General features: G+C 44.4%; 12 protein-coding genes. 8 read left to right on the forward strand and 4 right to left on the reverse strand.

Annotation, left to right across the window (positions count from 1 at the left end):
• The first annotated feature begins 104 nt into the window (after positions 1–104).
• The 8 genes from ACXADP_RS18395 (at position 105) to ACXADP_RS18430 (ending at position 9321) form a co-directional block, all read left to right on the forward strand.
• Complete coding sequence (locus tag ACXADP_RS18395; RefSeq protein ID WP_474967290.1) at positions 105–1709, forward strand: sensor histidine kinase; 1605 nt, start codon at positions 105–107, stop codon at positions 1707–1709.
• On the forward strand, positions 1706–2386 hold the full coding sequence (locus ACXADP_RS18400) for a response regulator (RefSeq protein WP_474967289.1): 681 nt from the start codon (positions 1706–1708) through the stop codon (positions 2384–2386). The genes ACXADP_RS18395 and ACXADP_RS18400 overlap by 4 nt, the downstream gene beginning before the upstream one ends.
• A 142-nt stretch (positions 2387–2528) precedes the next feature.
• A complete protein-coding gene (locus ACXADP_RS18405; protein ID WP_474967288.1) occupies positions 2529–3506 on the forward strand; it encodes a tripartite tricarboxylate transporter substrate binding protein in 978 nt (325 codons plus the stop codon).
• A 58-nt stretch (positions 3507–3564) separates the two neighbouring features.
• On the forward strand, positions 3565–4014 hold the full coding sequence (locus ACXADP_RS18410) for a tripartite tricarboxylate transporter TctB family protein (protein WP_474967287.1): 450 nt from the start codon (positions 3565–3567) through the stop codon (positions 4012–4014).
• Positions 4015–4025: 11 nt separating this feature from the next.
• On the forward strand, positions 4026–5549 hold the full coding sequence (locus tag ACXADP_RS18415) for a tripartite tricarboxylate transporter permease (RefSeq protein WP_474972129.1): 1524 nt from the start codon (positions 4026–4028) through the stop codon (positions 5547–5549).
• A gap of 74 nt (positions 5550–5623) precedes the next feature.
• Positions 5624–6997, forward strand: a complete 1374-nt coding sequence (locus tag ACXADP_RS18420) for an SLC13 family permease (protein ID WP_474967285.1) — start codon at positions 5624–5626, stop codon at positions 6995–6997.
• Between the two features lie 437 nt (positions 6998–7434).
• Positions 7435–8409, forward strand: coding sequence for a permease (locus ACXADP_RS18425; protein WP_474972334.1), 975 nt, complete (start codon positions 7435–7437; stop codon positions 8407–8409).
• 12 nt (positions 8410–8421) lie between these two features.
• A complete protein-coding gene (locus ACXADP_RS18430; protein WP_474972130.1) occupies positions 8422–9321 on the forward strand; it encodes a TIGR03943 family putative permease subunit in 900 nt (299 codons plus the stop codon).
• A gap of 38 nt (positions 9322–9359) precedes the next feature.
• Here the strand turns inward: ACXADP_RS18430 and ACXADP_RS18435 are convergent, their stop codons facing one another.
• The 4 genes from ACXADP_RS18435 to ACXADP_RS18450 all read right to left on the reverse strand — a co-directional run bounded on the left by ACXADP_RS18435 (position 9360) and on the right by ACXADP_RS18450 (position 13218).
• Complete coding sequence (locus tag ACXADP_RS18435) at positions 9360–10508, reverse strand: FAD/NAD(P)-binding protein (protein ID WP_474972131.1); 1149 nt, start codon at positions 10506–10508, stop codon at positions 9360–9362.
• 379 nt (positions 10509–10887) lie between these two features.
• On the reverse strand, positions 10888–11358 hold the full coding sequence (locus ACXADP_RS18440) for a thioesterase family protein (protein ID WP_474972132.1): 471 nt from the start codon (positions 11356–11358) through the stop codon (positions 10888–10890).
• Between the two features lie 13 nt (positions 11359–11371).
• Positions 11372–12319 carry a 3-hydroxyacyl-CoA dehydrogenase NAD-binding domain-containing protein gene (locus tag ACXADP_RS18445; protein ID WP_474972335.1) on the reverse strand — a complete coding sequence of 316 codons (948 nt, stop codon included), beginning with the start codon at positions 12317–12319 and terminating at the stop codon, positions 11372–11374.
• Positions 12320–12327: 8 nt separating this feature from the next.
• Positions 12328–13218, reverse strand: coding sequence for a beta-keto acid cleavage family enzyme (locus tag ACXADP_RS18450; RefSeq protein WP_474972133.1), 891 nt, complete (start codon positions 13216–13218; stop codon positions 12328–12330).
• Between the last annotated feature and the right edge of the window lie 221 nt (positions 13219–13439).

The raw sequence follows: 13439 nt of genomic DNA on the forward strand, positions 1-13439 counted from the left end.
TCATGGACAAAAACTGTTGCCGTTTAATTTTCAAAACTTTCGTTAAAATACACTGAATTGTTGCTACAATAGACCTTATATTCCCTTTATATGGAGGATTACATATGAAAAAGCTTTTTCGAGTTTCCCTGCAAGTGAAAATTCTCGGCTTGGTTATCGTTCTCATTCTCCTGGTATTAAGTTTAACCACTTTCCTATTCACATCGATGGAATCCCGGGAGGATGTGGAGAATGCAGAAGATCTTGCTCTTCAGTCAGCCAGGACGCTTTCTCTTATCCCTGTCGTTCAAGAAGCATTTAAGCGTAATCGAACGTCAGAAAACCTCAATAACATAGTCGAACAAATGAAAGACGAGATAGGTGCAGATGCGGTTAAACTCGTGGATCGAGACGGCCGTCTTTACAGCTATGCCGGGAACACGGAAACGAGGACAGTGGTACAGGAAGACTATTATAAGACTGTCGTGTTTGGCAGCCGCTACTTATTAACTACTAGTCAAGGCGACACTCAGACACTAAAAGCCTTCGCACCTATTGTGGTGGATTATGAGGACTACAAAAAAGTAGAAGGCGCTGTTGCTGTAGAGTTCCAAATGAATTCCATCTACAACGAGATCAAGACAGATATGAAGAACATGGTATCCCTTTCTGCCTCTGTATTTTTACTAGGAATCGCAGGTAGTTTTTTACTGGCCAGAAGTATCCGTAAAGACACTCTCGGCCTCGAACCGTTCGAAATATCTGCGTTATTCAGGGAACGCAATGCAATTGTGCAGTCGGTGAAGGAAGGATTGATTGCCTTTGACCATGCAGGAAAAATTACGTTGATCAATGTATCTGCTAAAAACTTACTGAATGTACAGGGGGAAATGAAAGGACGATCAATCAAGCATATGATTCAGTCTCCGGAACTCCTTCGCCTGTTGAGCTCTGAGAAGGGACTCATCAATGAGGAATTGGAATATAAAAACAAAACAGTCATCGTTAACAGCAGTCCAATCATTGAAGAGGGACGCCGGACTGGTACGGTGGTGAGCTTAAGAGATAAAACAGAAATTAAGGAAATGGTTGATGCCCTCTCTGATGTACGTCAATACTCAGAAGATTTGAGAGCACAGGCTCATGAATATACGAGCAGACTGTACGTTATTATGGGTCTGATCCAGCTTGAAAAATACGAAGATGCGATCAAGCTCATTAAAGAAGAAGCTAATGATCAAAAACAAGTCTCCGACGTATTTTTTAAAGACATTCTAGACGAAAAGATACAGGCTATCCTTCTTGGGAAATTTGCGAAGGCATCAGAGAAAAAAATAAACTTCCAAATTGAAGAAGGAAGCTCCCTGGATGTACTCCCTCCCCACATCCCTTTGTCCCCAATGATTACGATTCTTGGGAACATCATAAACAATGCATTTGAAGCTGTAGCCAATGAGCCTGAAAAGCAGGTCACTTTTTTTGTTACAGATTTGGGGAAGGATATTGTTTTTGAAATCGAGGACACTGGAAGCGGGATACCTGAAGAAAAAGTAGAGCATATCTTTGAAAAAGGCTACTCCTCTAAAGGGGGGAATCGAGGCCTTGGCTTAGCCAGCGTTAAAGAAGAACTTGAAAAACTCCGCGGATCTATTGAGCTCACCAGTGAACCTTATAAAGGGACCGTTATCTCGATCATTTTACCTAAAACCATGAAAGGAGCATCCACATGATACATGTACTAATTGCTGAAGATGACTTTCGAGTAGCCCAGATCCACGAGAATTTCATAGATAAAATAGAGGAAATGTCTTTGATCGGAAAGGCTTTAAATGCTGAAGAGACACTGACCCTGCTGAATCAAACCCATGTCGACCTCATTCTATTAGACGTATATATGCCGGATGTACTAGGCACAGATCTCTTACATAAGATTCGTGAAATCCAGCCTTCTGTCGATATCATCATGATTACAGCTGCTACGCAGAAAAGTTTTCTAGAAAGAGCTATTCACTATGGGGTTCAGGACTACCTAATTAAACCGGTCACGCTTGAGCAATTCACAACATCCATGAACAGATATCAAAAGAAAAAACAGATGTTGAAGGAAATAGACGAAGTGGATGAAAACCTTCTTCATCAAGTCTTTCGAACAGAACATAAAAAATCCGAAACCACTTCCCTCCCCACAGGTATTGATGGAAGAACATTAAGTAAAATTAAAGCGATTTTAGAAGAGGAACAGGCTGGAATCACATCTGAGAAGGCCGGTGATAGAATCGGCGCCTCCAGGACAACAGCCCGAAGGTACCTGGAATATCTTGTAGGAACGGAAGAAGCGGCGGTGGAGCAGGTTTATGGAATTGTAGGACGCCCGGAACGTAGATATTATTCTAAAACTTCTTCGTGAATTTAATGAACAAAATGTTTTTTAAGTATTAAAAACACAATATTTTGTAAACGTTTACAAAAATGCACCTCCACGAGTAGGCTGTTAAATAACACTTAGTTGAACTCAGTGAATAACCCAAATCAAAAGGAGTGTATGTTTCATGCGAAAACTCGGATTAATTTCGATTCTCATCCTTACAGTGCTTCTGGCCGCATGCTCCAGTAATGCTTCAGGAAACGGTGGTTTTCCCAGCAAGAATATGGAGATTGTAGCCCCTGCCTCTCCAGGGGGCGGATGGGATATGACTGCGCGTTCGATTGAAAAAGTCCTTAGTGATGAAAGTCTCGTAGAACAGAATATTACAGTCGTCAACAAGCCCGGGGGTGGTGGTGAAGTAGGCTGGAAGTATTTACAGTCAAAAGATGCTCATACGTTATCGGTAAACTCCAGCCTTGTCTTAACAAACAATCTTCTTGGACAAAGTGAACAGTCCTACAAAGATTTTACACCGATTGCTACCCTTGCCACCGAGTGGCAGGTACTCGCTGTTCCAGCGGATTCAAAGTATGAAACAGCTACAGAATTATTGGAAGCTGTGAAAAAAGATTCTACCTCAGTGAAAATCGGTGTTGGTCCGGGACTAGGGAACGATGACCACTTATCTTTAGTACAGGCGGCAGGTGAATACGGCATCAATCCTTCAGAGTTGAATTTCCTTGTTTATGAGGGCGGCGGTGATATTGTAACCGCCCTGCTTGGCGGTCATGTAGATGCTGTAACTACATCCTTGTCCGATGTGAAAGATCAGCACATCGCTGGTAAATTGAAGATTCTCGCTGTATCCTCCGACAAGCCGGTCGAAGGAATTGAAGATGTACCAACATGGCAGGATGAAGGCGTGGACATGGTATTTCCTCACTGGAGAGGAATTATGGGACCACCGGATATGACAGAAGAAGAAATTGCTTATTGGGACGAAAAAATAAGTGAAATGGTCGAAACCGATCAATGGAAAAAGATCCTCGAGAACAATGACTGGGAAGATTTTTATAAGAATAGTGAAGAATCAAAAGTCTTCATGGAAGAACAGAATGAACTTTATCAGGAACTTGTCAACGAATCCGGCATGATGAAATAAAACCTTTCCTGCTGCCTATCCTGGCAGCAGGTATTCCCTAATGCGAGGTGAATCATCAATGAAAATCATGAAACTCAGTCTTCCTATTCTCACAACCATTTTTAGTATAGTTTTATTAATTTCATCCTTCAACTTAGAGAAAGCCACCCTGGGTAACCCATACGGACCCATCTATTTCCCAGCAGGGATAAGTATACTCATGTTCATTTTCAGCATCATTTATCTCATACAGGAACTTAAAAATATCCATAAGGAAAATCCCGATCTTATACAAATGCTGTCAGGAAGAACGCCAAAACTCATCGGCATAACGATTGGACTCGGAATCATCTACTCCCTGCTGTTTATACCCCTTGGCTTTCTACCTTCCACGATCCTCTTTTTAGGTGCCCTGCTGTTCTTTATCAATGGCTGGAGAAAGTGGCTCGTGAACTCAATTGTCGCCGTAAGCTTTTCTTTTATAAGCTGGTATGCATTCAGTGAATTACTCGGAGTCAGTCTACCTTAGGAGGTGTACCTATGGATGTTGGAAGTTTTCTAGATGGATTGTCTATTGCTGTAGAGCCCGCCAACCTTTTATGGATCCTTATTGGCGGTTTACTAGGGACTATAGTTGGTATGCTGCCAGGCTTAGGTCCAGCGACAGCAGTAGCCGTATTGATCCCTATTACATTCGGAATGAACCCGGTAAGCGCCATTATTTTAATGGCTTCCATTTATTACGGAGCCATGTACGGAGGCTCCAGAAGTTCGATCCTGCTGAATACCCCGGGGGATGGATCAGCGATTGCCGCCACCTTCGACGGGTATCCGATGGCGAAGAAAGGACAGGCCGGAGAAGCCCTCGCCATATCTGCTGTAGCCTCGTTCATTGGCGGGCTGATTGCCGTAGTGGGATTCATTTTCCTTGCAGAGCCTTTAGCGAATTTCGCCTTGGAATTCGGCCCGGCCGAATACTTCTTATTAATGCTGCTCGCGTTATCTGCGATTGTAGCTTTATCTATTGGAAAAATGGTCAAAGGTTTTCTTGCTATGATGATCGGCCTCAGTCTCAGTACTTTCGGAATCGATACTCAGACAGGTGTCTATCGCTTTACTATGGGGGTTCCACACCTCAGTGAAGGCATCGATTTCCTCATTGTAATCATCGGAGTGTATGCCATTGGAGAAGTGCTCTACAACTTTTTGAATATCGATAAACAAAAGAAAGATAAGAAAAAAGTCGGGAAAGTCTGGTTCACCAAAGACCAGTGGAAACGATCCAAATGGCCGATTTTACGAAGCGGACCGCTCGGATTCCTAATTGGTGTTCTTCCCGGTGCTGGAGGTTCAATTGCTTCCATGATCAGTTATACAACAGAAAAACAGATTTCCAAGTGGTCTGAAGAATTCGGCGAGGGAGCTCCCGAGGGATTGGCTGCACCCGAATCTTCCAACAACGCCGCTTCTGTCGGCGCGATGATTCCTTTACTTACAATGGGAATCCCAGGATCAGGAACAACCGCTGTCATGCTTGGTGCCTTAATCATGCTCGGATTACGCCCCGGACCACTGTTATTCGAACAGCAGCCTGAAACGGCGTGGGCCTTGATCAACAGCATGTTTCTTGGAAACATCGCCCTGGTTGTCATTAACATTTTATTAGTAGGATTGTTAGTCAAAGTGTTGGACACACCGGCGAAAGTCCTTTACCCCATAATTGTCCTGCTGGCGTTTATCGGAACGTATACGTTAAGTTACTCAACCATGGATTTCTTCCTGCTGCTTATTTTCGGACTGCTCGGTCTGATGATGAAAATTATGGACATTCCCATTGCACCATTAGTTCTTGCCCTCATCGTTGGAACCGATATGGAACAGAATTTCCGTATGGCTGTTCTTTCCTCGAACGGAAGCCTGGGTATATTCTTCTCCTCAGGGGTAAGTGTTGCACTCGTCATCCTGACTATATTGTCCCTTTTCTACCCTTTGATTATGAAGCTGATTAAGAAGAGAAGCGAAAAGCAGAACGAAGAACCTGAAAACGTCTATAAATCTTCTTGAATTTTTCGGATCTATTCATGAAAAAGCCACCTATTCCAACGGTGGCTTTTTCAGTCTATGTAAGGAGTATCGGTATGAAAAAACAAACAGGCATCCTGCTATCCACATTCATTATATACCTTCTTTTTTTCCAGCCTTTCATAGACTGGGATGTAAAAGTTCAAGCCGTTGCTGCCCTGGTCATTATCCAGATGCTGTGGATTGGCCGGGTCTTCCCTTTAGCATTCAGTTCTCTCCTCTTTATCCTGCTCCTATCCTTTCACTTCTTCAGCTTTGAAGAAACGCTGTCCTATATCAGTTCTGAAATTGTATGGCTCCTTTTTGCTACGTTTATTATTTCCCATGCCTTTATTGAAACCGGCCTTGCCAGCCGGCTTTCTCTCAAGCTGATGTCTGCTTCCAGAGGATCCGGGAGAGGACTTATTCTTATTTGTTATGGGCTCATGCTGGTTCTATCCATTCTCATCCCTTCCAATATAGGAAAAGCAAATCTCATCACTTCCGTGCTTGATCGATTATTAAAGAGCATTAAGGGCATCAATAATATAGAGAACCTCGGAAAATCACTATTCATAGGCGTCAGCTATTTGACGGCTATTGCTGGTGCCATGGTCGCTACAGGTGCCAGTTCAACCCTTTACACGTTTGGTTTGTTCACTGATATTTCGAGTTCTATCAACTATATGTCCTGGGTCGTCTACTTCTCTTTCCCCATTCTTTTGTTTCTGCTGACCTTATGGGGAATCATGATCTGTATGTTTCCACCCGAAAATATACAGAGACATCATTTAAGACAGTTGATAGAGGAAAGATTAGCAGAATTGGGACCGGTAAAGATGTCCGAGAAAAAGGTCATTCTTATCATGAGCCTCACTCTTGTCTTATGGGCATCATCAAGCTACCACAGCTTCTCCATTCCACTCGTCGGCCTTTTAGGTGCTGTTCTCACCCTCCTCCCTTATATAGGTGTGTGGGAATGGGACCAGGCAAAGAAATCAATCAACTGGGAAATGATGCTCTTTTTCGCAAGCACACTGATGGTCTCAGGAATGCTTATTCAAACAGGGACTGTGAAATGGACAGCCTCCTTCATTGTCAGCTCCCTGTCTTCTCAATCAGGACTTTCTGTTATCTTCCTGTTGATGGCAGGCACCCTGCTCATCCGGATCGTTTTTGTTAATGTTCTGGGATTCTTAACCATTATCATTCCACTAGCCGTTCAAATTGGTTACAACTTAGAGGGATTTTCTCCTTTAGCTGTAGGTATGACCGCATTCTTAACAGGGATTCCTGGTTTTTTCTTAATCACTCAATCCCCCGTCCATTTGATCAGCTACTCCTATGGATACTTCACCGATCGGGATCTGCTTAAAGCTGGCCTCCCTGCTTCCCTGTGCTGGGTAATTGTCATTCTTCTCTCTCTTCAGCTTTTTTGGAGATCAATATAAGGTACCTGAAGTGTTCAAGTACTCTTCAGGTTTCTTGAGTGGTTCTTAAGATTTTCTAATTTACAATAGTGAAGTAAATCAGCTCAATAACTTATGAGGACAGTAACCAAAGCTCTCCATCATGCTCAGCAACCCCTGTAATTAGTTGTTTTCCATTCTATGATTGATATTGATGTCAGGCAGACGTTTCTTTTCACGGCTCTAAACAAAGTTTCCCCTTCTTAATCTTCTTGTTTCACACTTCATTCACCCTCTTAAATTGTAATCAATACGAATGAACCTCACGTTTCTATCATATACATTTCTTGTATCTAGTATTGACAAAGTCTATGAAATTCCGGTTAATAATATAGGTATATAATCGAAACCATTACGATTTATTTGCGGAGTGTAAAGGAGGACTTTATTTGTATCAGGATCATTCTCCACCATCCAGTATGATTTATTTTTTATTAGTGATTTTTTTCGCTCTTTTTTTATTTGGGGATACCATCCCTTTTGAAAACATGTTTTCCATCCCGGCCTCTTTATTAGATTTAAATACGATGTTCATCAGCATTGTGTTGGAAGCCATCCCCTTCGTACTTCTTGGTGTATTTATATCTGCAGTAATCCAAACATTTTTAAAAGAAGAAACGCTTAAAAAATTCATACCCGCCAACCCTTATCTGGCTCTGTTCCCTGCCGTTGCCATTGGCGCTGTCTTTCCGGTATGTGAATGCGCGATTGTTCCGATTGTACGAAGACTGATTCAAAAAGGGATGCCGCTTCATGTAGGGATTGTCATCCTTGTCTCCGCCCCTGTCCTTAATCCCATCGTCTTTTTGTCGACGTTTTATGCCTTTCAGACGGACCTTAGTATTGCCTGGGCAAGAATGGGACTGGCCTTCATCGTTTCCTTGCTTGTGGGAGCTGTCATTTATCAATTTTTCGGCAATCGCTGGCAGCTGAATAAAAAAACAACAGAAGCTGCGAAGCACCAGCATACCCATGACAACGATCGGTCAGGTAAAATTGCCGAAACATTCCAGCATGCCAGTGATGAATTTTTCGATATGGGGAAATTCCTCATTATTGGAGCCTTATTCGCCGGGATCGTTCAAACTTATGTTGCACGGGAAACATTGATGGATATTGGGAATGGAGCACTGGCCGGACCAGCGGTGATGATGGGACTGGCCTACATTCTATCCTTGTGTTCAGAAGCTGATGCTTTTGTGGCTTCTTCTTTTAAAGGACTCTTTTCTTCGACCTCTATTCTTGCTTTTCTCGTTTATGGACCAATGACGGACTTGAAAAACACCATTTTAATGATGGCTTATTTCAAGAAAAGGTTTGTCCTTGCCTTTTTAGTGATCGTAACGGTTGTCGTATACGCCGTGAGCCTGTGGTATGACGCATTCTTTATATAAAGGAGGAGGATCATGAACCGACCTTCCCATCAATTTCTGAGAAGCATTATTTTATTCGGATTTGTATTATTTCTTGTGAAGCTTATGATTTCCGGAGATATCCAAAAGTTTATTGCGCCCCGTATGATGCCTTACATGTATTTCACCTTAATTGTGCTGGGAGTTCTTGGGAGTATTCAATTCTTTAAAAGTGGGTTTGAAGAGCAGAATCATGACTGCGGATGCGGGCACGACCATGATTACTCCAAATCCAGACTCCGCTCCACAGTTATTTACTTATTATTCATCATCCCTGTGATGACAGGAATGATGTTTTCCGACCATGTGATCGGAAGTTCAGCAGCTTCCAATAAAGGATTCAAATATGAAATGCGTGCAGCCTCTGATCAGTCCAATCTGAATGATCCTTCTTCTATGAATGATACTGGCGAAGGAGAGGGTTTAAACCAGGAAGATGCGGGCGGAGAGGCTGAAAACACGGCCGTTCTGACGCCTGAGAAAAGATATCCCGAGTTATTTAAAGAGCTGCAGGAGACAGAACATCTCCAGATGACTGCCGACAACTACATTGGTTCAATTACATTAATGGAAGACGATATGGACCCTTACGCGGGAAAAAAACTGACGACCCATGGATTCGTATTCCGGGATGACAACTTTCCGGATGATCAGATCGTCGTAGGGCGGTTCGGAATCAGCTGCTGTGTAGCTGATGCAGGGATTTACGGCATTCTTGTTCAAGGGGAGAACCTTGGTCAGTACAAAAATGATACATGGGTGGAAGTGACAGGAACACTTGAAAAAGTACAGATGAACGGATGGGAGCTTCCTCTCATTCAACCGGAAGCGATCAAACCGATCGAGACACCTCCGGAACCGTACGTCTATGAAGACTTAGAATTTGGCGGATAACAAAAAGTCACAGCCCCTGACGGCTGTGACTTTTTATATCAGGCAGACGTTACAATCCGCTCCGCTGACTTTCTCGCACCAGCTATATTCCTCGCGGCCGGTCCGATTTCCAGTTCCGCAAGAGCCCCTGCAACATATAACCCTTCCTTCCATTCCAATGACGTCGACACTATAGGGAATCCGCAGGGCGCGCACGGCAGACCGCACTGTTCAATGAGAGGCTCCAGCCATTCCTTCCCAGGGAGACATGCTTCCGCTCCTGTAGCCAGAATGATAGAGTCACCTGACACAAGCTGCCCACCTGTCAATTGAAGATTGAAACCATGCTCCCCTTTCACAGCTTTTTCTACTTCCCCGGTATATATCTTTAATCTGGAGGCACTCCCCTGCCGTTTCAACTGAACATGGAGATCTCTTGTAATAGAACCTTTATGTCTTGCCTGTTGAATGAACCTCCGGCGTTGGTCATAGCAGGTCAGTTTCTCATAGTCGTTTAAAAACTTCGGACCAAGCCACCCAGGGTCGCTGTCAAAGTCCTCTACCCGGAAGGGGTGACGCTTCACTAGAGAAACAGATGCTATCGAGGTTTTGTTCGACAATGCATTAGCCAGGTGAGCCGCCGTCATCCCTCCTCCAACAACGACAACGCGGCCTTCGTGAGGCACAGGGGTGTGCATATCAAACACATGACTGACAGAAATCCCGTCTTCATGAGCCCATTCAGGATAATGCGGGGAGTGATTGACGCCCACAGCCAGTACCACCTTCTCCCCTTGGACGAGAGAACCATCTTCCAGAGACACATTCCAATGTTGATGTTCTTTGGAAATACCATTGACCATCCCCTGCTTCCAGCATTCTTTAAGGCGTACATCATCAAATACATCCATGCTGTGCTGATTAAACAGGTCCAATTGAGGTCGCGCATACCTCCCTCTGAAAGGCTGGGCAAAGTCATGGCCTTTGGAGTATTTGCTCAGACTATATGGATCTGTGTCCAGGTGGTGGACAGAAGGGGATCTTAAATGAGACATCCCAATCTTTTTCGATAACGTCTGCCACACGTGCATAGGCCCGGGAAATGGATCAATCATTAACAATTCCTCATTCCCTGCTTTTTCTTCAAGAAGCCGCCGGGCCACACAGCAGCCCTGAACACCACCACCAATAATGATCCATTTGTACATAACCTTCAATCTCCTTTAGCTTACCAGCTGGATTTTTTCATCCCCATGGACGGCTGATGTTGATGTTGAATAACAACAGCCGTCCATCTTCTGACTTTAATTTGCCAAAATTAAAACTTTCCTCTATATATAAATAGCATCACGAACAAAACGTAATGATTACTATTTATTGAAGAGTGAATTTTTTTGAGCCACTCTTTGATTCGCATTTATGCTTAAACCGTCCACTGATTAAATAGTAACGGTTACTATTTAATGGCGTACTGATATTAAATCACAGGTTCAAAACGTTGGCAAGAAGAAAATGCAGGTTGGGGGCTCCCTACTCGTAATCAGTCCATACAAAAAGACCCGGTTATAAAAATAACCAGGTCTTTATTCATTTCCTCCGAATACCGATCGTACGACCGGCCTGCTTCGGATGCTCCTGATCCGCATGCATCTGATACACGGAACGAATCCTCTGCTCCACTTCATCAGGAAAAACAGATGGGCGGCCTGTATTTTGATCCATACCCATCAGCATTTCTTCAAGCGTGGCAGTTATTTCACCATGTTGATTCTTCATCGTTAGAAACAAATGAATACGTTTGGCATCATAATCCAGAACGCGGGCGGTGATTTCAAATGGCTCGTCCTCATGCATTTCCTTCAGATAGCAGATGTGCGTTTCCAATGTGAAGATCGTATACGCGTAGTGGCCTCTCGCTGTTTCGTCCAGTCCGATATAATCGATAAACGCATCTGTCGCTAAGCTGAAGGCGCGGTTGTATTCAGCATCGTTCATATGCCCGTTATAGTCCACCCACTCCGGCAGCACGCGGTCTTTATAATGAAAGGATTGTTCCATGAATCCCCCTCCTTTACCGTTTGACAGCGGTCTGTTCTTCCGGCCAGTATTCCTGTACAAGATCATACAGCTTCACTAAAAATTCGTTGCGGTTCTGATCGAGTTCAGCCATCGACATGCCATTGGACTGATGCTCACACCCGGATACGACTTTGTCATACAATTCGTCCGTAAGTTCCGGTGCCTCAAGCTTCGTCCACGGCTTTTTCAAGGCCGGGCCGAACTGCTTCAGCATGTGACGCATACCACCTTCGCCTCCCGCCAGGTGGAACGTCAGGAATGGACCGTACTGGGCATAGCGCATGCCCGCACCGTGGGTGAAGGCTTTGTCTACTTCTTCCGTTGTCGCAATCCCTTCATTAACGATATGAAGAGACTCTCTCCAAATCGCTTCAATCAGGCGGTCTGCAATATGACCTTCAATTTCATGGCGGACGAGCAGGACACTCATATTCAAGCTTTCATAAAAAGCTTTCGCTTTATCTACATTCTCGTCTGTTGTCTGTTTTCCTGCTACGACTTCTACAAGAGGCAGGATATACACAGGATGGAACGGGTGTGCCACGACAAATCGTTCCGGATGCTGTAGATTCTCTTGAAGTTCAGAAGGCATAATGCCCGACGTACTTGAACCAATAATCGCCTCCGGTTTGGCGTGTTTGTCAATCGTCTGCAGCACAGACTGCTTCAATTCCTCCACTTCAGGCACATTTTCTTGAATGAAGTCTGCGTTTTTCACCGCATCCTCTGTATCTTTTACGAATGTTAAACGATCTTTGGAAGCCCCCTCAGCAAGGCCGAGCGCTTCCACATAAGGCCAGGACTGCTCAACAGCCCAGCGCATCCGTTCTTCTGCTCCTTCTGCTGGATCTGCTGCGATCACATCATATCCTTGAGCAAGCATACGAACGATCCAGCCGTTTCCGATAACTCCTGTTCCGACAATGGCCGCTTGTTTAATAGACAACATTATTTCCCTCCATGTGGGTTTCTTAGATTGAGATATTCACGCGCTTCCTGCGGGCTCATCGGTTCAAGATCCAGGCCGCGGAGCATACCTACAGCCTTGTCGACCAGCTGTTCATTCGTTGCAGGAACACCTTTGGAAAGATAAATGTTATCTTCCAGGCCGACACGGACGTTTCCACCGAGCATCGCTGATTGAGAAGCCATCGGCATCTGCATGCGCCCGATTCCAAACGCTGACCAGTGCCCATTCTCCGGAATACGGTTCTTCATATACATCATCGTTTCTGCATCAGCCGCCGCTCCCCACGGAATTCCAAGACAGAATTGGTACATCGGATCGCCGTCGATCAACCCTTCTTGCACCAATTGATTGGCAAAACGAATATGACCGGTATCAAAACATTCCAGTTCCGGCTTCACACCACTCTTCTGGATCATTTCGGCCTGATCTCGAAGCCAATCTGTCGGACTCATATAGATCATGTCTCCGAAATTCGTGCTGCCGCAGTCGAGCGTACACATTTCAGGAAGCAGTTCACCGACAGGCGCATGACGCTCGGTCGGCGTCTGGATATCTGTACCGGCTCCGCCCGCGGCAGGTGTGCTCAAGCTCGGGATGAAATCCCCGCCTCCACCGGACGTAATATTAATGATGACATCCGTTTCCGATTCACGAATCCGGTCGACGATTTCACGATAGTGGTCCACATCATGACTGATGCCTCCCGTCTGCGGATCCCGTGCATGCACGTGGGCAACCGTAGCTCCCGCTTTAGCTGATTCAATCGCAGATGCTGCAATTTCCTTCGGTGTCACAGGGACGTGGGGGTTTTTCTTCATCGTATCTCCCGCCCCTGTGACCGCAGAGGTTAACAATACTTTATTTTTCATTCCAAAGGTCCTCCTTTGAATTGGTTTGTTTGATCATCCAGTTGAAACTATACCATCTGGACTGTTTAGTTTCAAATCCCTTTCAAGAATTCCCTTATCCATCAGGAATCAAAAATCCCCTTCCATCCCTTCAGCATCAATGATTCAATCGTACAAAAATTTCTTTATAAACTTTTAAAACTATTATCAAAGCATATGCTAAATAAAAAACATCAAATAAA

The sequence above is a fragment of the Halobacillus sp. AWH4_228 genome (genome assembly GCF_056158365.1).